At 72.2% G+C, this 21,364-nt stretch carries 15 protein-coding genes and 1 pseudogene; 8 read left to right on the plus strand and 8 right to left on the minus strand.

The annotated features are described in order from the left end of the window. Nucleotides 1-15: 15 nt before the first annotated feature. A complete protein-coding gene (dhaK, locus tag AC0693_RS16915; RefSeq protein WP_469331744.1) occupies nt 16-1,020 on the minus strand; it encodes a dihydroxyacetone kinase subunit DhaK in 1,005 nt (334 codons plus the stop codon). A gap of 366 nt (nt 1,021-1,386) precedes the next feature. Here dhaK and AC0693_RS16920 point away from each other — a divergent pair, with 366 nt between their 5' ends. From AC0693_RS16920 to AC0693_RS16945, 6 genes and pseudogenes are all read left to right on the plus strand, one after another. After that, complete coding sequence (locus AC0693_RS16920; RefSeq protein ID WP_356407145.1) at nt 1,387-2,235, plus strand: MIP/aquaporin family protein; 849 nt, start codon at nt 1,387-1,389, stop codon at nt 2,233-2,235. A 41-nt stretch (nt 2,236-2,276) separates the two neighbouring features. Further along, nucleotides 2,277-3,794: a glycerol kinase GlpK gene (glpK, locus tag AC0693_RS16925; protein WP_478802222.1), complete on the plus strand. Its 1,518-nt coding sequence runs from the start codon at nt 2,277-2,279 to the stop codon at nt 3,792-3,794. 108 nt (nt 3,795-3,902) lie between these two features. Next, on the plus strand, nt 3,903-5,924 hold the full coding sequence (locus tag AC0693_RS16930) for a serine/threonine-protein kinase (protein WP_478802223.1): 2,022 nt from the start codon (nt 3,903-3,905) through the stop codon (nt 5,922-5,924). Between the two features lie 39 nt (nt 5,925-5,963). Next, nucleotides 5,964-8,333 carry an outer membrane protein assembly factor BamB family protein gene (locus AC0693_RS16935; protein WP_478802224.1) on the plus strand — a complete coding sequence of 790 codons (2,370 nt, stop codon included), beginning with the start codon at nt 5,964-5,966 and terminating at the stop codon, nt 8,331-8,333. A 109-nt stretch (nt 8,334-8,442) separates the two neighbouring features. After that, nucleotides 8,443-10,632 (plus strand): protein kinase domain-containing protein, encoded by a 2,190-nt coding sequence (locus AC0693_RS16940; RefSeq protein ID WP_478802225.1) that lies wholly within the window; start codon nt 8,443-8,445, stop codon nt 10,630-10,632. A 321-nt stretch (nt 10,633-10,953) separates the two neighbouring features. Further along, a pseudogene (locus AC0693_RS16945) lies at nt 10,954-11,195 on the plus strand (NUDIX hydrolase). A gap of 166 nt (nt 11,196-11,361) precedes the next feature. Here AC0693_RS16945 and AC0693_RS16950 read toward each other — a convergent pair. From AC0693_RS16950 to AC0693_RS16965, 4 genes are all read right to left on the minus strand, one after another. Continuing rightward, nucleotides 11,362-12,621 (minus strand): chloride channel protein, encoded by a 1,260-nt coding sequence (locus AC0693_RS16950; RefSeq protein WP_478802226.1) that lies wholly within the window; start codon nt 12,619-12,621, stop codon nt 11,362-11,364. Nucleotides 12,622-12,760: 139 nt separating this feature from the next. After that, entirely contained in the window at nt 12,761-13,327 is a 567-nt protein-coding gene (locus tag AC0693_RS16955) for a potassium channel family protein (RefSeq protein ID WP_469331737.1), read from the minus strand. A 196-nt stretch (nt 13,328-13,523) separates the two neighbouring features. Further along, a complete protein-coding gene (locus AC0693_RS16960) occupies nt 13,524-14,198 on the minus strand; it encodes a GAP family protein (protein ID WP_469316315.1) in 675 nt (224 codons plus the stop codon). A gap of 189 nt (nt 14,199-14,387) precedes the next feature. Then, nucleotides 14,388-15,641 carry a DUF2254 family protein gene (locus AC0693_RS16965; RefSeq protein ID WP_478802227.1) on the minus strand — a complete coding sequence of 418 codons (1,254 nt, stop codon included), beginning with the start codon at nt 15,639-15,641 and terminating at the stop codon, nt 14,388-14,390. 161 nt (nt 15,642-15,802) lie between these two features. Between AC0693_RS16965 and AC0693_RS16970 the strand changes: the two genes are divergently transcribed. Beyond that, a complete protein-coding gene (locus AC0693_RS16970; RefSeq protein WP_469316313.1) occupies nt 15,803-16,654 on the plus strand; it encodes a YhjD/YihY/BrkB family envelope integrity protein in 852 nt (283 codons plus the stop codon). 17 nt (nt 16,655-16,671) lie between these two features. Here AC0693_RS16970 and AC0693_RS16975 read toward each other — a convergent pair whose 3' ends face one another. Both AC0693_RS16975 and AC0693_RS16980 read right to left on the minus strand, forming a co-directional pair. Then, on the minus strand, nt 16,672-17,085 hold the full coding sequence (locus AC0693_RS16975; RefSeq protein ID WP_356407180.1) for an SHOCT domain-containing protein: 414 nt from the start codon (nt 17,083-17,085) through the stop codon (nt 16,672-16,674). Nucleotides 17,086-17,175: 90 nt separating this feature from the next. Next, a complete protein-coding gene (locus AC0693_RS16980; protein ID WP_356407183.1) occupies nt 17,176-18,009 on the minus strand; it encodes a class II glutamine amidotransferase in 834 nt (277 codons plus the stop codon). 324 nt (nt 18,010-18,333) lie between these two features. Between AC0693_RS16980 and AC0693_RS16985 the strand changes: the two genes are divergently transcribed. Further along, complete coding sequence (locus AC0693_RS16985) at nt 18,334-18,525, plus strand: hypothetical protein (RefSeq protein ID WP_478802256.1); 192 nt, start codon at nt 18,334-18,336, stop codon at nt 18,523-18,525. A gap of 751 nt (nt 18,526-19,276) precedes the next feature. Here the strand turns inward: AC0693_RS16985 and lpdA are convergent. Next, nucleotides 19,277-20,689, minus strand: a complete 1,413-nt coding sequence (gene lpdA, locus AC0693_RS16990) for a dihydrolipoyl dehydrogenase (RefSeq protein WP_478802255.1) — start codon at nt 20,687-20,689, stop codon at nt 19,277-19,279. Nucleotides 20,690-21,364: the final 675 nt, after the last annotated feature.

The following is a 21,364-nucleotide window of genomic DNA, read 5'->3' on the forward strand; positions in this document are numbered from 1 at the left end:
GCCCCCGCGCTGCGGTCAGCGCCCCCAGCGCAGCGCCGCCGTCTGTACGGGTGCGTCCCACAGCCGCAGCAGTTCCTCGTCGGCCCGGCAGAGCGTCACCGAGCAGCCGGCCATGTCCAGCGAGGTGACGTAGTTGCCCACCAGCGTCCGGGCCACCGGCACTCCCCTGGCCGCCAGCACCCGTGCCACCTCCGCGTGGAACCCGTACAGCTCCAGCAGCGGCGTCGCGCCCATCCCGTTGACCAGGGCCAGCACCGGACCGTCGCCCGGGGCCCCCGCCGCCATGTCGTCCAGTACGGCCCCGACCGCGAATTCCGCGATCTCCCGCGCCGTCATCATGGCGCGGCGCTCCCGGCCGGGCTCGCCGTGGATGCCGACCCCCAGCTCCAGCTCTCCGTCCGGGAGGTCGAAGGTCGGACTGCCCTTGGCGGGCGTCGTGCAGGCGGCCAGGGCCACGCCGAAGCTGCGCGACGCCTCGTTGACCTGCCGCGCGAGCGCGGCGACCCGCTCCAGAGGGGCGCCCTCCTCGGCCGCCGCCCCGGCGATCTTCTCGACGAAGAGGGTGGCTCCCGTACCGCGCCGCCCGGCCGTGTAGAGGCTGTCGGTGACCGCGACGTCGTCGTTGACCAGGACGCGCTCGATCCGGATCCCGTCCTCCTCGGCGAGCTCGGCGGCCATGTCGAAGTTGAGGACGTCCCCGGTGTAGTTCTTGACCACGAACAGCACACCCTGCTCGGAGGCGACGGCTTGCGCCGCCCGCAGCATCTGGTCGGGGACGGGAGAGGTGAACACCTCGCCGGGGCAGGCGGCCGACAGCATCCCGTACCCCACGAATCCGGCGTGCAGCGGTTCGTGCCCGGAGCCTCCGCCGGACACCAGGCCGACCCGGCCGCCCTCGCGCGCGTCCCGCCGTACGACGACCCGCGCCTCGACGTCCACGTCGAGGTCGGGATGGGCGGCGGCCAGCCCGCGCAAGGCATCGGCGACGACCGTCTGCGGACTGTTGATCAGCATGTTCATCGGGTGCCTCCCGGTGGCGACAGGCGGAATAGCGGACCAGCGACCGAGCGCCCGGACGGCGCTGCCCCGGCGCGGCGGCGGGCGGGCCTTCCACGGAGTGCACGCCCCCGGCACCCGGCACGTCCTGTACCCCCAGTGTGCCGCCCTTCCGCGCTCGCGCGCCCGCCGGTCACCCAGACGTCACGGTGGTCCGCCCGGATCTCCGTCCACCCGCTAAATGGCCGGTGGCGTAGAGAAGCGGTGCAATGGGAAGGAGACCCATTGCTGGACGGGCGTCGCGCCCGGTGCGCCCCGCCCCGTCCAACGTCGCACCAGTGGACTCGGGGGAGTCGAAGCCGGCCCGCGGGCCGACGGGAAGCGGTTCCCATGACTGCGCGACTCAAGACATCGGGGCTGGTCGGCGAACTCTCCGCCGAATTCGCCGGCACCATGGTCCTCATCCTCTTCGGTTGTGGTGTGGTGGCCCAAGTGGTCGCCGGCGGCGCCCTGACCAATCCCCCGGGCGGCCTCGGAAACCACGACAGCATCGCCTGGGCCTGGGGCCTCGGCGTGACCCTGGGCGTCTACGTCGCGGCCCGGCTCAGCGGCGCCCACCTCAACCCGGCGGTCACCCTCGCACTGGCGGCCTTCAAGGGCTTCCCGTGGAGCAAGGTGGCCCCGTACGCGCTGGCCCAGACGGCCGGCGCGTTCGTCGCCGCCCTGATCATCCGGTGGAACTACAGCGAGGCACTGAGCAAGGCGGACCCCGGGCACACCATCAAGACCCAGGGCGTGTTCTCCACGCTCCCGGCCAACGGCAACACGAACCTGCCGGTCACCGAGTGGGGCGCCCTGCGGGACCAGGTCATCGGCACGGCGCTCCTGCTCCTGCTGATCCTCGCGGTCACCGACCTCCTGAACACGCCCCCCGGCGCCAACCTCGGCCCCTTCATCGTCGGTCTGATCGTCGTGGCCATCGGCATGGCCTTCGGCACCAACGCCGGGTACGCGATCAACCCCGCCCGTGACTTCGGACCGCGCCTGGCGAGCTTCCTCACCGGGTACGGCGGGGCGTGGCGAGATCAGTACGGGCACTTCTACTTCTGGGTGCCCCTCATCGGCCCGGTCGTCGGCGGCCTGCTCGGCGCGGCCGTCTACAAGTTCTTCATCGGCAGGTTCCTGCCCACCGCCGAACCGGAACCCCCGGGACGCGTCCCCACCCCGGACGAGAGCTGACCGCACCCGCCCGGGCGCAATCCCCAAGAGAGGCGCACGCCATGGCTGACTTCGTCGGCGCGGTGGACCAGGGGACCACCAGCACCCGATTCATGATCTTCGACCACGCGGGCAACGAGGTGGCACGGCACCAGCTGGAGCACTCCCAGATCATGCCCCGCTCGGGGTGGGTCGAGCACGACCCCGTGGAGATCTGGGAACGCACCAACTCGGTGATGCAGAACGCGCTCCGGCACGGCAACCTGTCCGCCGCCGACCTGACCGCCATCGGCATCACCAACCAGCGCGAGACCACCGTCGTATGGGACCCGCGCACCGGTCGCCCCTACTACAACGCCATCGTCTGGCAGGACACCCGTACCGACTCCATCGCCGCGGCCCTGGAGCGCTCCGGACAGGGCGACGTCATCCGCCGGAAGGCCGGCCTGCCCCCGGCCACCTACTTCTCCGGCGGCAAGATCCAGTGGATCCTGGAGAACGTCGACGGAGTCCGCGAGGCGGCCGAACAGGGCCACGCCCTCTTCGGGAACACCGACTGCTGGGTGCTCTGGAACCTCACCGGCGGACCGGACGGCGGGGTCCACGCCACCGACGTGACCAACGCCAGCCGCACCATGCTCATGGACCTGGAGACCCTCGACTGGGACGAGGAGCTCCTGGGCTTCTTCGGTGTCCCCCGGTCCATGCTGCCCACCATCAACCCGTCCTCCCATCCGACGGCGTTCGGGCAGAGCCGCACCTCCCGCCCGCTGCGGGAGGCCATCCCCATCACCGGAGTCCTCGGCGACCAGCAGGCGGCCACGGTCGGGCAGGTCTGCTACGCGCCCGGCGAGGCCAAGAACACCTACGGCACCGGCAACTTCCTGGTGCTCAACACCGGCACCGAACTGGTCCGCTCCCAGCACGGCCTCCTGACGACGGTCGCCTACCAGTTCGGGGACAGCCCGGCCATTTACGCGCTGGAGGGATCCATCGCCGTCACCGGCTCGGCGATCCAGTGGCTGCGCGACCAGCTCAAGATCATCAAGGACGCGGCCGAGAGCGAACGCCTCGCCCGCACCGTGGAGGACAGCGGAGGCATCTACTTCGTCCCCGCCTTCTCCGGCCTCTTCGCCCCCTACTGGCGCTCCGACGCCCGCGGCGCGATCGTCGGACTCGCCCGCTACCACGACAACGGCCACCTGGCACGGGCCGCCCTGGAAGCGATCTGCTACCAGAGCCGCGACGTGGTGGACGCCATGGAGAAGGACTCGGGCGTCCACCTAGACGTCCTCAAGGTGGACGGCGGCGTGACCGCCAACGACCTGTGCATGCAGATCCAGGCCGACGTCCTCGGCGTACCGGTCAGCCGCCCGGTGGTCGCCGAGACGACCGCGCTCGGCGCCGCGTACGCCGCCGGGCTGGCCACCGGCTTCTGGCGCGACACGGACGAACTGCGCACGCACTGGCAGGAGTCCAAGCGCTGGCAGCCCGCATGGTCCGAAGAACAGCGCGAGGAGGGGTACGCGGGCTGGAAGAAGGCCGTGGAACGCACGCTCGACTGGGCCACGGTCGAATAGGTCGCGGGCGCATAGGTCACGGTCGGACAGGCCTGCCGCCCGGTCGGTGGCCGTCAACTTTCCCGATCCGAGGGGCCGTTGTCGGACCGCACGCATACGATCAACGGCATGACACCAGTGATCGCCCCGCTGCCGGGCGGTACGCCCGCGCAGCTCGGAGGTCACCGGATCCTGGGGGTGCTCGGCGCCGGCGGCATGGGCACGGTCTACCTCGCCCGCCGCCGGGGGCGTCCGGTCGCCCTCAAGACCATCCGGCCCGAACTCTTCCGCGACGCGGACCTGCGCGAGCGGTTCACCCGCGAGGCCGCCGCCGCGGCAGCTGTCCGCAGCCCCTTCGTCGCCAACGTTCTCGGCTCCTCGACCGCCGGGCACGTGCCCTGGATCGCGGCCGAGTTCGTCCCGGGCGCGACCCTCGCCGCCGCCGTGCTGCGGCACGGGCCCCTGCCCGCGGCCGCCGTGCGGGTCCTCGCCGGGGCGCTCGGCCGCGCCCTGACGGCCCTGGGCGCGGCCGGGGTCGTCCACCGCGATCTGAAACCGTCGAACGTCATCCTCGGCGCCGACCGCCCCCGTGTCGTCGACTTCGGCATCGCCCGGGTGACCGGCGACGCCACCCTGACCGCGACCGGCCAGCGCCCCGGAACGCCCGGCTACATGTCGCCCGAGCAGGTGGTGAAGGGGCCCCTGGGGCCACCCAGCGACGTCTTCTGCCTCGGCGCGCTACTCGCCTTCGCGGTGACCGGCCGGCACGCCTTCTACGACGGCGACCCGGTCCGCTCGGACTTCCGCATCGCCTACGAGGAACCCGACCTCACCGGCGTACCGGACGAGTTGCTGCCCGTGATCCGCGGCTGCCTCGAAAAGCGCCCGCAGGACCGGCCCGCCGCCCCGGAGGTGGCCGCGGAGCTGGACCCGCAGAGCGCCGCCCCGCGCCCCGCCACCCGCTGGCTGCCGCCCGCGGTGCTCGCCGACGCCGCCGGGATGGCCCGGGCGGCGGCCGCCCTGGGCGCCGGCCCGCGGCGGCCGACCCGGCGCGGGGTGCTCAAGGGCGTCGGCGCGGCCGTGCTCCTCGCGGCGACCGGCGCCACCGCCCTGCACGCCCTCCAGGAGGACGGCGGCCCCGCCCGCACCCCCGCCCCCCGCTGGACCGGGCCGCCCGGCACGGTGCCGGAGCCCCTCTGGTCGTACGACGGCGCAGCGGCGCAGCCGGCCTTCGGGCCGGTCGACGTCGACGGCCGGGTGTGCTTCGCGGACGGCGGCGGCGAGCTCCTCCTCCACGATCCGGTCACCGGCGAACGGCGCTGGCGCGGCCCGGTGGTGCGCGGCCTCGTCGGCGGCCGTCGGCCCGTGGCCCTGGATCCGGACGGCGCCCTGCTGTTCCTGGACCCCGGCAGCGGTACGGTCCGCCACCGCACGCGCGACCGGGTGACCGGGCTGCTGGGCGCCGACGAGGACCAGGTGTACGCGCTCGACGCCGACGGCCGCGTGGCCGCGCTCGGACGGGCCGACGGCGGCGTGCGCTGGCGCGTGCCGCTCCCCGTGCCGGGCACGGCGCTCTCGGCGGCCGCCGGGTACGGGCGGCTGCTCCTGGCGTCCGCCGCCGGCGGGGTGGTGGCCCTGTCCGCTTCCGACGGCGGCCTCGTGTGGCGGCGGGCCGCCGGCGGCTCGCGGACGGCCCTGTTCGCGGGCGGCGTGCTGCTGGGCGGGGCCGGGGACCGGACGCTGGCCTGCCTGGACCGGGGGCGCGGCGAACAGTTGTGGACCGTGCCCGCGGACGACAGCGCGGGCTTCGGCGTGCCCACGCCGGCCGGCGACAGCGTGTACGTCGCCGACGGCCGCCAGCTCCGGAGCATCGACGCGAAGACCGGAGGCTCCGCCTGGACCGTACTGGCCGCCGAGGAACTGGCCCAGGACCAGGCACCGTTGATGGCGGGGTCCGGGGTCTTCGCGCCGCTGCGGAGGCCCGAGCTGGGCATCCTCGTGGCGCACCGCGAGCGGGCGGCCGAACAGTACGTGTTCGCACCGGCCCTTGCCGGGGAGGGCCGGGCCGACGTTTCCTGGCGGGGAGCGGTCGCCGGAGGCAGTGTCATCTGGCAGCGCGGCGGCGCGGTCCGCGCCCTGCCGGGCATGTGAACGGCCCCGGGCGGGGCCACGAGGTGGGGGGGGTAACGCATGGGGGGCGGACGTCTGGGGGAGGGCCCCGGTCCCGGGGATCCGCAGTGGGCCGGGCGGTACCGGCTGCTGGCCCGTTGGCCCGGCCCCCGGCCGGCGCCGCCCCGGGGCGGCATGTACGTCGGCCGCGACCGGAGCCACGGGCACGCCGTGGTGTGCCTGCTGCCCCCGTCCGCGTACCGGGCGGCCGAGGCGCTGAGCCGCGGGCCCGTGGCGGGAGTGCCGGCCGTACTGGACCTGGACACCGGGACCGAACCCGCATGGGTGGCCCTCGCCCACACCCCGGCCGTGTCGCTCTCCGACGTGGGGCAGCGGGCCGGAGCGGAGTCCGGGATCCTGCCCCTGGAGCAGTCGGTGCTGCTCGCGGCGGAGATCGCCGACACCCTGGCCGCCCTGCACGCCCGGGGCGTCAGCTACGCCGCGGTGGCGCCCGACGGCGTCTGGCTCACCACGGGCCGCCCGCTGCTGATGGCGCTGCACGCCTGCCGCACGCCGTCCGCGCGCTCGCCTCACGAACCGGACCGGGGACAGGGGCAGAGGCACGAACAGGGCCAGGGAGCACGGCCCGAGGCAGGCCCTGGGCGGCCCGAACCGTTCAGCCGGGTGTCGACCGTGCCCGCCGCCTTCATGGCCCCGGAAGTGGCCGCGGGCCGGCCCTCCTCCCCCGCCGCCGACGTGTACTCCCTGGGGGTGCTGCTGCTCCACACGGCCACCGGCCGGCTCCCCTTCGGGGACGGCCCGCCGCCCGTGCTGGCCTACCGCGCCCTCCACGACCGGCCCGAACTCAGCGACTTACCGGGAGAGTTGCGCGAGGTGGTGACCGCGGCGCTGTCACCCTCCCCGGCGGACCGCCCCACCGCGACGGAACTGTCCCGGACGCTGGCCCCCGAAGGGCACGACACGCAGCGGACGCGGGACCCGCTGCCCGGCCGGGTCGTCGCCGCCCTGGCCGTGCGCACGCAGGCGATCGCCGACCTGGAGATCGCGGACGCGGACGGAGAAGGGGCGAGTGCCGGGGGCGGTCATGTGGACGACCGGTCCCCGGCGGACGCCGATGCGCACGAGCCCCCGCACCCCGCCACCCGGGCGGGTACGCCCCTGGCCCCCGTACCGGCCCCGGGCCCGACCACCCCGGGTGGGCAGACCCCGCCCACCCGCCGCCGGGTGCTGTCCGGCCTGCTGACCGGTGCGGCGGGCGCGGCCCTGGGCGTCTCCGGGACCCTCGCCTGGTCCGCGCTGACGCGCGCGGACGACCGCACCGGGCCGTCCGCGGCGGCCGGCACCTCCGGTACGGGCTCCCGCGTGCCCGGCATGCCGCCCGCCGCCCTGTGGCGCCTGGACGACCCGACGGCCCGGACCCGGCTCCTGCCGGTGAGCAGCGCCGACCGTTGCCTGATGACGCGTGGCGACGCCCTGTACGGGCACGATCTGCGCACCGGCAAGGAGGTGTGGCAGCTGCCCACGAGCGGCAGCACCCCGCCCGTCGCCGTGTCCGGCGACCGCTTCCTGACGGCCACGCGCAAGGGGCTGTCGCTCTGCTCGATGCGTGACGGCCGTACCCAGTGGCTCCAGCGCAACGATCAGCTCGCGAGGGTGCTCGCCGCGGACGGCGCCACCGCGTGGCTGCTCGTGGGGGACGGGAATCCGACGGGCGGATACCTGCTGGCGGCCTTCGACCTGGACCAGCGCAAGGAGGCGTGGCGCACCCCGCTGCCGGGCGGCTTCGCCGACGCGCAACTCACCGCCACCGTCGGCCCCGAGACGGTCGTCGTGGAGGTGCAGGTCCCCCGGCAGGCGTTCCGGGACGTCACGGCCGTCCGGACCCACTCGATCGCGGGCTTCGAGCGGAGCGGCGGACGCATGCTCTGGAACCGCTCCTATTCCGACGTGCACGCCGGCCCCGCGTCCGTGGTGGACCCGGCCGGCGGCGGACGCCTGTTCCTGCTCTCCCGCGGTCGCGCCCACGCCTACGACCTGAGGACCGGCACCCGGCTGTGGGAGTCGCAGGCCGTGGTCGCCGGGACCAACGCCCCGCCCCTCTTCAGCGGCGGCGCCCTGTACCTGTGCGACGACGGCACGGGCCCCGTCGTCGCCGTCGACCCGGACACCGGCCGCACGCGGTGGGAGCAGTCGCTCGACGAGAACCTGGAGTGGAACATGCTCGGGAGCATGACCGCGAGCACCTCCGGGCGCACCCTCTACCTCGCCACCCTGCACCAGGTCACCGCGACCGGGCTCCCCTCGGGCAAACGGATGTGGCAGACCGGGCTCGCGGGCGTGGAAGCCCGGGAACCGTTCCAGCTCGCCGCGGTCCCCGGGACCCTGCTCGTCGCCCGGCCGTCCGCCGTCGTCGCCCTCCCGGCGGACTGACCCCGCGCCCTCTCCCCCGCAGCTGCACATGCCGGCACGCGGCACACAGCACACAGCACACAGCACACAGCACGCCCAGGTTCGACCGCCCCGAAGGAGTCCACCGGTCATGTCCACGCTCCTGCCCCTGCTGCCCGACGATCCCGAACGGCTCGGGGAGTACACCCTCCTGGGCCGGCTGGGCGGCGGCGGCATGGGGACCGTCTTCCTGGCCCGTACCGCCGGTGGCCGGCTCGCCGCGGTCAAGACCGTCCGGTCCGACCTGCGCGACCAGCCCGGCTACCGTCAGCGGCTGGCCCTGGAGGCCGAAGCCTCCCGCGCCCTCGGAGGGGAGCACACCGCGCCCTTCCTCGGCGCCGACCCCGACACCGCGCGGCCCTGGCTGGCCACGGGGTACCTCATCGGACCCTCGCTGACCGAGGCGGTGGCAGCCGCGGGGCCACTGCCCGAACCGGTCGTCCGCGGACTCGGCTCGGCGCTCGCCGCCGCCCTCGCCGCCCTGCACCGTGCCGGTCTCGTCCACCGCGACGTCAAACCGTCGAACGTACTGGTCACCGCGCAGGGCCCGCGCCTCATCGACTTCGGGCTCGCCCAGGCCCCGGGCAGCCCCCGCCTCACGGAGGCCGCGGGGCTCGCGGGCACCCCGGCGTACATGTCACCGGAGCAGGCGCGCGGCGGGCCGCCCGGCCCGGAGGGCGACGTCTTCGCCCTGGCGGCGGTCCTGGTGTTCGCCTCGACCGGTCACGGCCCCTACGACGCCCGCGGCAGGCAGAGCACCCTCGAACTGCTGCGGGACGGCGCCGACCCCGACCTGACGGGTCTGCCGGACGGGCTGCGCGAGACGCTCACCGCCTGCCTGGCACCGGAGCCGGGTGACCGGCCCGCCCCCGGCCGGCTGCGGGACGAGTGGGGGCCGTTCGACCCCGGGGAGTTCGCCGAGCTGCTGCCGCAGGCGCTGCTCTCCGACCTGTCCCGCCGGATCGGGGAGGTCGCCACCGTCGCCACCGCCCCGCTGCGCGCTCCGGCCCCGCGCCGAGCCCTCTCCCGGCGCACCCTGATCGCGGGCACGGCGGCCGCCGCGCTCACCGCCGTGGGGGGCGCCTCGGCGCTCTGGGCCACCGGGAACCTCCCGGGCTCGGGTTCCGGTTCGGGCTCGGGCTCGGGCTCGGGCTCGGGCTCGGGGAACCGTACGGCGTCGCCCGGCCCCGGCCGCAGGTCCCGCCCGCCCGGCACCCCACCGGCGCCGCTGTGGTCGGTCCCGTCCCCGTTCTCCGCCGCTCCGGCCGTCGCGTCCGACGAGGTGCTGATCCACACGAGCGACGTCCTGCGCGGCATCTCGACGGCCGACGGCCGGATCCTGTGGGAGACCCGGACCGCCACGGTCGGTGTCGTCGTGGCGGGAGACCGCCTCGCGGGCCTCGTCTTCGACGACGAGGGCATCGCGAGCGCGGGGTACCTGGACCCGCGCACCGGCCGCCTCCCCGCCGACGCGGCCGACCCGGCCGTGCTGGGCGGCCTCGCCCACACCACCCAGCTGCTCGCCGCGGACGCCCAATGCCTTTACCTGAAGGCGTACTTCCGCTCCGACGACCAGCGGCAGCAGGAGGAGGCCTGGCTGCTCTCCTACGATCCGGGCGCCCGGAGACTGCGCTGGCGCACCCGGGTCGAGGGCGCCGTCCTGAACGGGGACGGTTCGCTCATGATGTCGGCCGTCCTCTCCGGCGGCCGGCTGATCTGCTCGGACCCCGCGCGCGTCTTCGCCGTCGACCTGCGCGACGGCCGCGTGCTGTGGGCCTGCCGGGTCCGCAGCGACCAGGAGGCGACGTCACCCCACCAGTCGGGTGGCATCAACCCCCCGGTCGCCTCGGAGCGCCACGTCTTCGACTTCGAGGAGCGGATCACCGCGGTGGACCTGGTGACGGGCGCGGTCGCCTGGAAGCTGGAGCCGGAGGGGACCAAGCTGCTGAGCGCGCCCGTCTGCGTGAACGGCACGGTGTACGTCGCGGACGGGGCGCTCCAGGCCTTCGACGAGTCGACCGGCAAGAAGGTATGGACCCACGACCCGGGTGCGTACGTCTCCATGCTGGCGGCTCCCGCCCCGTTCCGCGGCGAGCTCTACGCGGCGGTCGGCGGCGCGGGCCGGGCGGTCGTCGCGGTGGACGTCGCCACCCGCCGCGTCGCGTGGACCCTCTCCGCGGGCGCCGTGAACATGCCCGACGGCCCCACCATGATCGTCCAGCGCGGCACCCGCCTCTACCCCCAGACCACCGACCGCCTGGCAGCCGTCCCCCTCGACTGAGAGCGTCCGCGGCCGGCGACCTGCGAGCGCTCCATGCGCTCCCTCCCGTGCCGGGGCTCTTTGGGCCATCCTGGTGGACATGGCGACCCTCCCGAAGGCTCCATGCCCGTCCTGCTCCGTTCCGCACGCCCTACTGCCCACTAAACGCATCGGGTACGGGTCGGTCAAGGACCATAAGACCGAACCCCGGGCACTGGTGCTGTGCCCGGGCAGCATGGTCCACGTCGCCTACGCCGAAGCGCGAGCGTGGCAGCTCGAGTTCGAGCGTGCACAGCCGGAGGCAGCGGCGCCGGCCGCGGTGGAAGAAATGCTCTTCGAGGGATGAACGGGGCGTCCCTGAACGGCGATGCGCAAACCGAGTTCCGGATCGCCGGGGCCGTCGTGGTTCATGAGGATCGAGTACTGCTCGTACGGCGACGAATCGCAGAGGGCCGACTCTCCTGGCAGTTCCCCGGTGCCGGCGACCATCTCGCAGGCCGTCCCTGTCTGAGCTCCCGCAATACGTCCCGTACGGACTCTTCGAGCCGGTCCAGCGATACCTGGACGTGGCCCTGCGAACTTGATCACGGGGTCGGTTCACCTTGTCGGCCGCGGACTTGATCGCGTCCTTCTGAGCGGCGTTGAACTGCGCGGTGGACTCGGCGACGGTCTTCCAGTCGGGACGGCTCGCGCCCGCGCCCGGATCGTCCGACGCGACCGGTGGGCCGTGCCCCGGGGGCGGAAGACGGGTCAGGACGCCGCGGGTCCGGCAGGTGGTAGCAGCTCGGCGATGACGAAGGCGACCACGGCCGCCAGGATCACGACGGGCATCATGGCGGCGCTGCCGAGGAGGAGGACCACGAGCACCACGCTGCTCACCGGCAGCCGCAGGGTGACGGCGGAAGCTGCCGCCATGCCCGCCGCCATCGCCGGTACGACGCCCAGGCCCGGCAGGGGCGAGAGCAGGACGCCGACCGCAGCACCGAGGAAGAGCGCCGGAAACACGGGGCCGCCTCGCAGGCTGCCCAGGCACAGTGCGTAGGCGGCGCCTTTGAACAGCAGGACGGCGAGCAGTGCGCCAACTCCCCACGCGTGCGGGTCGGAAGCCAGTGCGGCGAGGGTGGACTGACCGGACGAAACGACCTGCACGGGTGAGCGGCCGGTGATCAGCGAGTAGAGGGCGGCGCAGGCCGCGGCGCCCAGCGCACACAGGACGGTCCGTACCAGCGGCCTCGCCGTGACGTACGAGGCGATCAGCCGGGCTCCGGCCAGCAGCGGGTGCAGGACCACGGCGAGAGCCACGGCCAGCGCCAGCGCCCAGAGCACGTCCGCCACGTCCAGGCGGGGCAGCGGGGTCGACAGCTTCAGGGAGAGTTCGCCCGTCTCCAGCCCCACCCAGCGGCCGAGTCCGGTGAACACCAGGGATCCGACCCCGCTGGAGAGCAGGGCGGGGAGCATGACCGCGAACAGCTGCGGCCCGCCCACCCCCGCGACCTCGATGAGGAGCACCGCGGCGATGAGCGGGTTGCCGAAGATCGCCGATATGGCGGCCGCCGCTCCGGCCGCGCCCAGGAGGGCGACGCTCTGGGGGGTCGCCGGCACCTTCGCGAGGTCCCGGAACACGAGGGCCAGGCCGCCGCCCAGGGCGATCAGCGGGGCCTCCGGTCCCAGCACGGCGCCGAACGGCAGACTGGCCACCGCCGCGAGGAGTACGCCGGGCAGGGCGGCCGACGACGAGCCCCCGGTGTGCAGTCCGGAGGCGGGGACGTGGCCGCCCCCGCCGGGCAGGTGCGTGGCGACCAGGCCGACCACGGTTCCGGCGACGAGCAGCAAGGGGAACGGCCACCACCAAGGTGGAGCGTCCAGGCCCATGGCGTGGGGAAGGTCTGCCCACAGCACGTGTTCCAGTTCGTGCAGCATGACGAGGAACCAGTAGGCCGCGAGCGACACCGGAATGCCGATGAGGGCGCAGAAGGCGAGCGTCTTGAGGTAGCCGGGATTGCGGAGCATGTGCCGGAGGACGTCAGCCTCCTGCGGTTGCGTCCCACTGACCGGTGCGTCGGATCGTGCACGCGCCTCCGTCATGGACTTCCTCCTTCCTGGGCCGCGGCGGGAGGGCCGGGGCGGGGCGGCTGTCGGGCCGGGCCGGTCATGACTCGTCCTGCGGAGCCCGCGGTACCTCCCCTCGCCTGCCCACGCCGATCCTGACGGCGCCGAAGAGGACCTTGGCGATCACTCCCACCACGATCAGATCGATGGCCATCTGTACGGTGGTCAGCGCACGGGCGGTCTGGCTGACGGGTGCGATGTCCCCGAAGCCCACGGTCGCGAACACGGTGACCGTGAAGTACAGCGCGTCGGTCCGGTTCAACGGTTCCGCGAACGATCGCGGCAGCTCCTGCGAGAGCAGGAAGTACGACGCGGAGAACAGCACGAGGAAGAGCGGTACCGCGGTGGCCAGGGCTTCGATGGCGCGCAGCCGCGGATGCTCCGCATGGGTGATGGCAGCGATCTGCCAGGCGATCAGGCCGCCGAAGAGGGCCAGGCCGCACACGAGCAGTACGACGGTCAGGACGCCGAACCCGCGGTCCAGCGGGGCCAGGTAGTACAGCGCCGTGAGGAGGACCACCGAGGCGGCTGCGCGGAGCAGGTGCCCGGCCAGCAGGCGGAGGGACCAACGGCGCGGCTCGGGCAGCAGCCGCGGGCGGCCTGCCACCCTCACCGGCCTCCCGGATCGCCGATCGGCCCGGTATCGGCCTGCCCCGTGTCCTCGAACTCGTCACTCATGACTACTCCTCGCACACCACTGGGCGACTCCCGCGCCTCCCTTGGCGGGCAGGGTCCTCCCGCCATTGCAGCACCCGTGCGATCGACCCGCACTTCTGGACTCCTGGGCGCTGCGGGCCTCCGGCTCAGCGCGTGAGGTCGTAGAGGCTCCGGCTCACGAGCCACAGTCCGAGGAGGAGGCAGGTGATCACAATGGCCTGGTCCTTGCGTCTTGACAGCCACGCACGGAGGTCCATCAGCGCGAGCGCGGCCTTCTCGGGCGCGAACACCATGTACAGCTCCATGGCCAGGAGGCTGGACGTCGCGAGTACGCAGAAGGCCGGCAGAGCCAGGTACGCACCACGATGGGAGAGGTCCGCCTCGATGACCGTGGCGGCTCCGGCACCGACCATGCCCCAGGGCTGAAGGAGCACGGCGAGCGTGGCCGCCGACCAGCCGGAGACCTGGTCCATCCGGGATGTCAGCGACGTCCCGGCGGAATCCGACCCCGCAGATGACGGGGTGGCAGCTGCGATGCGCCGTCGGCGGCGCCGGTGCTCGCCGTACAGGACCAGCCCGGTGCCGATGGCCAGCTTGGCCGCCAGTGCGGCGGTGGAAGGCGGCGAACGGGGCTCGGGCGGCTCCCCGCCCGTGAGCAGGAGCACGATGGCGATCACGACGACGAGGCAGGCGAGCCAGGCGGTGATGAAGGCCAGTCCCTTGCGCACGCCCCCGGGCGCGGCGAGCACCAGTACGAACGCCGTGATGGGCAGCGGGTAGAGCGTGATGACCAGGCCGATGACGAACAGGTCGAGCACCATGGCCACGCACCCCGAATCGCAAGGACCTCGCGGCGGGCATAGCGGCGGCGAGGCTCGTCGGTCCATCGTTGCGCGCCCCTGTGGCCGACGCAAAACGTGGGGTTTCGCCCTCGCATGCGGCCGGCCCGCACCGGAGCCGCGAGCGACTCGTGACGGGCTCCCGGGCGGGGCCCGTTCCGTACCGGGCGCCTATACGGCGTCAGGGGCTGCCCAGATCAACGGATAGGTGTCGCACCCCGTGCGTTCGACCCACTCCAGCCGGTCCCGCAGGACTCCGTGACGCTCGCCCGGACTCCGTTCCACCAGCCTGGTCAGCAGCGTGCGCATGCCGCGCAGTGCCATCGGGGAGGAGACCGCGGCGAAGACGAGGTCGTCGACGGCCGTTCGGACGTATTGATCCCAGTCGGGCACCGGGACCGACACCCGCAACTCGCCTTCCTCGTCCGGGAAGTACCCGATGTCCAGGTCCCGGCCGGCGAGGCGTGCCAGCAGGTCTTCCAGGCGGTCCATGCAGTCCACCGCCGTGGCCGGATCGTTGACGGCCGGGGAGAGGGCCCGTAGCGCGATGTCGACCAGCAGCCGGAACGGCAGCTGCGGGTCCTGGTCGAAGGTGCGCTCCACGCCCGTCACCATGGAATCCCGCAGCATCTGTTCGGAGAGGGCACCACCCGTCACTTCGGCGAGCACCGTGCCCGGCGACACGGTGAGTCCCGGGGCGACGCGGAAGGCGATGGAGCAGTGGCGTGCCTTCGCCATGTCGGCCAGTGCGCCCACGTCCATCTGCTGGACCACCGCCGCCGGTCCCGACCAGCGGACGGTGGTGCCGCCGATCGTCGCCGGAGGTACCGCGGGGGACCTGCCCGGATCGTACGGCCGTACGTACAGCGCATCGAACAGCTGGTGCGCGCGGGTGGCGATCGCGGTCAGCGAATGGGCGAGCTGGATGGAGCTGAACGCCCTCATCTGGAGCGTCCGCATGAAGGCGAGCGCGACCAGTGTGAGCAGCATGGCAAGGAAGGGGACGAGGGCCGAGGCGTTCTTCCTCGTGCCGATCGCCAGCCCCGCGGTGATGCTGAAGACGAACACCCCGACGGTGAAGGCGAACGCGCGCCAGACGATGGGCTCGTCCCGGAAGAGGCCGAGGCGGGGGGTGAAGGTGCCGGCGGAGAACTGCACGACCAGGAAGAGCATCGAGTAGATGATGCTCACCAGGCCGATGACACCGAACCCGATGCTGAACAGGAGGGTCGTCACGCGTCCGGCTTCCACCTGCGGACCCACCGACAGCATCGGGACCAGCAGTCCCAGCGCCAGTCCGACGACCGCGCAGAGGAGCTGGGACAGGTCCCTGCGCACGGCGCGCGCGGGCCGGGGGAACAGCGCACCCCGCTGACGCCGTGCGGCGGCTCCGGAGCGTGCGGGAACACCGGTCGAGCCGGTCATCCAGCCTCCTCAACGGTCCCTGCGGATGCAACGCCGGTTCACGATGCAATCACGGGAGCGGTGAGACCGGGTGGCGAAATGCCGGATACGGGCAATTCCGTCATTGTTCTCGGGGAAGGGCCGTCGTGGCGGCCGGACACCGCGCCCCGAGGAGTCTCACCGTGCCTGGACCGGAGGCGGGACACCGCCTGCGCACCGTCCCCCGCTGGATGCGCAAGCACACCCCGCTCCTGAGCCGGCTCCTTGAGCAGTTCGGAGCCGTGAGGGTCCTGGATTGCGCGACCAGGCTGGCGGCCCAGGCCTTTCTCGGCGCGGTTCCGGCCGTCTTCGTCATCGCGGCCCTCGCTCCCGACTGGCTCCAGGAACATCTCGTCTCGTCCATCCGGACGACGTTGGGGCTCCATGACGCCGCGCTGGACCAGGTGCGTTCGGTGTACGCAGCCGACGATCTCACCGCTGCCGCGAGCACGGGCGGGGTGGGAGTCGTGGTGACGCTGCTGTCGGCGACCGCATGCAGCCGCGCCCTGCAGAAGACGTGCGAGCGCTCCTGGCACCTGCCCAAGTCCAAGGCCCGGGTCGCCGCCTGGCGGTGGCTGGCCTGGCTCGCCGTCTGGCTGGTCGCCCTGCTGTTCCAGGGGCTGGTGCAGACGGCCTTCGGCACCGGCCGCGCCACCGGGTTCACCCTCGCCGCGGTCAGCGGAACACTGCTGTGGTGGTGGACGCAGCACCTGCTGCTCGGCGCCCGCGTCCCCTGGCTGCCGCTGCTGCCCGGTGCGGCGATGGCCGGCGTCGGGGAGCAACTGCTGACGATCGCGTCGAGGGTGTACATGCCCCATGCCGTCGACCGCAGCATGCAGCAGTTCGGCAGCCTGGGTTCGGTGTTCGTCCTGCTGTCCTGGCTCATCATGTTCTTCGTCGTCGTCACCCTCGCCATCGCCGTGGGGTACGTGGTGGCCCACGAACCGCTCCCCGCGCGCTGGCTCCGCACGCCTGCGGATCCCTCGACGCTGTGACGTTGCGCTCCTACTGCTCACGAGACGAGGACCTTGGTCTTGGCGTGCTCGTACTCGGCTGCCGTGAGGTCCCCGCGGTCCTTGAGCTCCGCCAGCCGGGACAGCTCGTCGGCGGCGCTCCTGACGCCGGCACTCTCCTGCACGTAGGAGCGGAACGCCTGCTCGTGCTGCCGGGCCCTCTTCAGCTCGCGTTCGCCCATGCCCCGGCCCCGCGCGATCAGGTAGACGAACACGCCCAGGTAGGGCAGCAGGATGACGAAGGCGGTCCATCCCGCCTTTCCCCAGCCGTTCATTTCGTCGTCCCGGAAGATGTCGCCGACGACGCGGAAGAGGAGCATGAACCACAGCACCCAGAGGAAGCACAGCATCATGGTCCAGAACATGTTCAGGAGCGGGTAGTCCACTGCCAGATCGAGCATCGCGCCGTTCATCGCCGGTCTCCTGTCGGTGGGGGTCGTGCCTGGTCTGAAGAATTTCGACGGACCCGGGCCATCACCGGCCCGTGCGCACCGGTCGCCGGGTCACGCCGGTTGCGGAGCGAAGGGATACAGCTCGTCCGCCCCGGGCTGCACCACGCCGTAGCTGCTCTCCGGTACTTCGTTCCACGCGCCGGGCAGGTCGCCCAGGGGTTCGGAGACGACGAGGCGGGTCTCCTCCGAGACGTCCCGCAGGAACGCGACATCGGGGTGCAGTCTGCGCAGCGCGTCCACCCGGCTGCTGTAGAACAGCGACCGGGACGTGTGCCCGCTGGAGTAACGGAAGGCCCACAGGCGCTCGCCGTCGGTGATGGCGAGCGTCATCTGGAGCGGGGCCTCGACCCCGTGATCGCCGGCCGCGCGCTCCACCACTCCCGCCATCCTGGCCACGGCGGTCGGCGGGTCCTGTTCCAGACCGAAGGTGAGGGCCAGGAAGAACATCACCTCGGAGTCCGTGGTCCCCTCGATGTCGGCGTACAGGGCGGGGTCGACGAGCAGGGTGAGGTCCCGGCGCAGGAGGTGGAAGCCGGCGATGGCGCCGTTGTGCATGAACATCCACCGGCCGTGACGGAACGGGTGGCAGTTCGACTGCTGCACTGCCGTGCCGGTCGACGCACGGATGTGGGCGAAGAACAGCGGGGAGCGGACATGGTCGGCCATCTCCCGCAGGTTGCGGTTGTTCCAGGCGGGGCCGACGTCCCGGAGGAGCGCCGGAGAATCGTTGTCCTGCGTGTACCAGCCGATGCCGAAGCCGTCGCCGTTCGTCGTTTCCACACCGAGCTTGGAGTGCAGGCTCTGATCGATCAGCGAGTGGGCCGGTTTGTACAGGATGGTGTCGAGCAGCATGGGGGTCCCCGAGTACGCGAGCCATCGGCACATCTGCGATCACCTGAGTTCCCACTGCCACCCGTTGCCACGGACGGTATGTCCGGCTCGGGGTCCCCGCTCAGCCTCGTTGCCTGCGCGGTCGTCGGCAGTCCCTTCATTCTCCTGGCCCTCTCCGATGATCGCCACGCAGGCAGGACGGCGAGCACCGTGGGGTGGTACCCCAGGGCGGACGCGAGGGCGAGGAGCAGCACGCCGGCGGCGAGCCGGCGCCCATGGGCCTGTACCCGTTCCGGTGGTGTGGTGGTAGGACACACCCTGCGGGGCCCGATTGTGATGACGCGCCACACATGCCGGTGAGCTGGGGACTTCTCCGTTGTGGCCACTCCCGACGTCCTCGCAGACACCCTGGAAGTGGTGCACATGGCCTCCCCCGGAACCGTCCCGCAGACCCCATCCGGCATCCGGCGGATCGTCGCCGCCAGCCTCGTCGGGACCACCATCGAGTGGTACGACAACTCATCGGATCAGAGCTACCATCTGCGGGGTTCCATCACAGGGGACGCCTGAACCAGCACCGAACCAGCACGGGATCCGAAGTGGGCCGCGCGTCATCCCTCCCGACACCACAACGGCGTCTCCGCCAAGTGCATCTCCAACACGGTTTCATCACGCTCTGTACACCAAGCACCCGAGAGCTGCCGAGTTGGCGCCACCCCAGCGCGGGGCGATAGGCCCCGGACGGCTACGCCTCGACGAGGAGTCCCGACCGCGCGCCGCCGTCAGGGCCCGTCCACGCTGCGTGACCGTCTACGGACGACGGACCCGTGTCCCGCTTGCCGTTGGAGGTGCCCGGCCGCAGGCAGGGCCAGGCTCATACCGTGCTCTCGGCGCATGCCGCCCGAGTTCCGGCTGTTCGTAGCGAGGCCTTGGTGATCGTTAGGGCCCTACGCGGGACACACGGAATGGGCATCATGGCGAAGTCGCGGTGGAAGGTCGCGGGGCGGCCGCTACGGCGGTCCTGCCGACCAGTAGAGCTCCAGACCAGGCTGAACCGGGCCGAGGCCGGGACACGCGCCCTGGAGGAGAAGACCGAGGAAGGGTACCGGGCTCTCGCCGAACCGCGCCACAGCGTGGACGCGCTGGCCATGAGCACCTACGAGCGCACGGAGGAGACGAACCGCAGGATCACCGCGCTGGGCAAAGAATTGGAGTCCACGGACACTTACGTCATCCCGTCCGATCCTCTTCCCAGTGAGCAACAGCCATGGCCGCAGCGTGCCGGTGCGGTCGTCTGCGGTGCCGGCACGCCGCGGGAGGCTCACATGTTGATCATGTGGCCGGCCAGGCCGTGCACGGCCTCCTTGACGGCCTCGCCCAGGGTCGGGTGGGCGTGGACGTTGCGGGCCACCTCGTGGACGGTGAGATCCCATTGCTGGGCCAGAGTCAGTTCGGGAAGCAGTTCGGTGACATCGGGGCCGATGAGGTGGCCGCCGATCAGCTCGCCGTACTTGGCATCGCTGATCAGCTTCACGAATCCGGTCGTGTCGCCGAGGCCATGGGACTTGCCGTTGGCGCTGAAGGGGAACTTGGCGACCTTGACGTCGTAGCCGAGCTCACGGGCCTGGGCCTCGGTGTAGCCGAAGCTCGCGATCTGCGGCTGGCAGTAGGTGGCGCGAGGGATCATCGCGTAGTCGAGTTCCATGGTCTCGGCATCGGCGATCGTCTCGGCCGCGATCACACCCATGGCCTCGGCGGTGTGGGCGAGCATGAGCTTCGCGGTCACGTCACCGATGGCGTAGATGTGCGGGACGGAGGTGCGGCAGCGGCCGTCGACCTCGATCGCGCCGCGGTCGGTTACGCGCACGCCCGTCTGCTCCAGGCCGTACCCGGTGACGTTCGGCGCGAAGCCGATCGCCTGGAGGACCTTGTCGGCCTCCAGGACCTTCGGCGTGCCGTCCTTCCCGGTGACAGAGACGCGGACCTGGTGCCCGGACTCGTCGATGGCGTCGACCCGAGTGGAGGTGAGGACCTCGATGCCCAGCTTTCGGTACTGGCGGGCGAGTTCGGCGGAGACCTCGGCGTCTTCCAGCGGGGCGACACGGTCCAGGAACTCGACGATCGTAACCTTCACACCATAGTTGTGCAGTACGTAGGCGAACTCGATGCCGATGGCACCCGCCCCGGCGATGACGATGGACTGCGGGAGGTCATCAGCGAGGATCTGCTCCTCGAAGGTCACCACGCGCGCGCTGCGCTTGGTACCGGGCAGCAGTTTGGGGGTCGCGCCGGTGGCGATGATGCACTGGTCGAACCCGATGGTGCGGGTGTTGCCGTCGTAACCGGTGACCTGGAGGGTGTGCGGGTCGAGGAAGGTGCCGCGGCCGTCCACCTCGGTGATCTTGTTCTTCTTCATCAGGTAGTGGACCCCCTTGACCCGGCCGTCGGCGACCGTGCGGCTGCGCCGGAAGGCCTCGCCGTAGTCGAAGGTGACCTCTCCCTCGACCTTGATGCCGAAGGTCTTCGCCTCATGGGTGAAGATGTGGGCCAGTTCCGCGTTGCGCAGCAGGGCCTTGGTCGGGATGCAGCCCACGTTCAGGCAGACACCTCCCCAGTACCTCTCCTCCACGACGGCGACACGCTTGCCCAGTTGGGCGGCACGGACGGCGGCGACATAGCCCCCGGGCCCGGCTCCGAGTACGACGACATCGAATCGATCGTCCTGCTCGACCATGGTGCGATCCTCTTCTTCCATCGGTTCAACTGACGTCCGTGACGGCTCGTACTGGAAAGTGTCGGTCACCGGCAGGGTGATCCGTCAGTTGCGTCCGGCCATGTCCCGCCGCCGTCGACGGCCTAGCCGACGCGTGCGACCGCGAGGCCGCGGCCAAGCCGCCGCGAGGCAGCCGTTCCGGGTGGCCCGCACGGGGCGGTGTCCAGCGTGTCGAGACAGGAGCGCATTGGTGGCCAGGGGCGGGGCGAAGTGGTGGCCGCGGATGTCCTCGGCCAGGCTGGGGCGGCTGTCCCGCAGGCCGACCAGAAACCGTCCGGGGGAGCCCCTCCGCCCAGATCCCGACGCGTCCGAGGCCGGGGATGCGGGCACTCATGTGGTTGATTGTGATGGCCTGCCACATATGCCGTGACCTGTGGACTTCTACGTTGTGCCCACACCAGACGTCCCCGCAGACCCCTGGAAGTGATGCACATGGTCTCCCCCCGAACCGCCCCGAAGGCCCCGTCAGGCATCAGACGGATCGTCGCCGCCAGTCTCATCGGGACCACCATCGCGTGGTATGAGAACTCATCCGGTCAGGGCTACCGCCTGCTGTTTCTCGACACGCAGAGCGGTGCCCACTGCTCGGCTGTGCGATCTCACGTGTCCGAGGGCCTGGGCCGGGTCAGCGGGAGC

This window comes from Streptomyces sp. NPDC043876 (assembly GCF_056435825.1).

Bases quoted from the DNA above. Each gene is read 5' to 3' on its own strand.
- dhaK (WP_469331744.1), bottom strand. From the start codon at position 1,020: ATGAACATGCTGATCAACAGTCCGCAGACGGTCGTCGCCGATGCCTTG.
- AC0693_RS16920 (WP_356407145.1), top strand. From the start codon at position 1,387: ATGACTGCGCGACTCAAGACATCGGGGCTGGTCGGCGAACTCTCCGCC.
- glpK (WP_478802222.1), top strand. From the start codon at position 2,277: ATGGCTGACTTCGTCGGCGCGGTGGACCAGGGGACCACCAGCACCCGA.
- AC0693_RS16930 (WP_478802223.1), top strand. From the start codon at position 3,903: ATGACACCAGTGATCGCCCCGCTGCCGGGCGGTACGCCCGCGCAGCTC.
- AC0693_RS16935 (WP_478802224.1), top strand. From the start codon at position 5,964: ATGGGGGGCGGACGTCTGGGGGAGGGCCCCGGTCCCGGGGATCCGCAG.
- AC0693_RS16940 (WP_478802225.1), top strand. From the start codon at position 8,443: ATGTCCACGCTCCTGCCCCTGCTGCCCGACGATCCCGAACGGCTCGGG.
- AC0693_RS16950 (WP_478802226.1), bottom strand. From the start codon at position 12,621: ATGCTCCGCAATCCCGGCTACCTCAAGACGCTCGCCTTCTGCGCCCTC.
- AC0693_RS16960 (WP_469316315.1), bottom strand. From the start codon at position 14,198: ATGGTGCTCGACCTGTTCGTCATCGGCCTGGTCATCACGCTCTACCCG.
- AC0693_RS16965 (WP_478802227.1), bottom strand. From the start codon at position 15,641: ATGACCGGCTCGACCGGTGTTCCCGCACGCTCCGGAGCCGCCGCACGG.
- AC0693_RS16975 (WP_356407180.1), bottom strand. From the start codon at position 17,085: ATGAACGGCGCGATGCTCGATCTGGCAGTGGACTACCCGCTCCTGAAC.
- AC0693_RS16980 (WP_356407183.1), bottom strand. From the start codon at position 18,009: ATGTGCCGATGGCTCGCGTACTCGGGGACCCCCATGCTGCTCGACACC.
- lpdA (WP_478802255.1), bottom strand. From the start codon at position 20,689: ATGGTCGAGCAGGACGATCGATTCGATGTCGTCGTACTCGGAGCCGGG.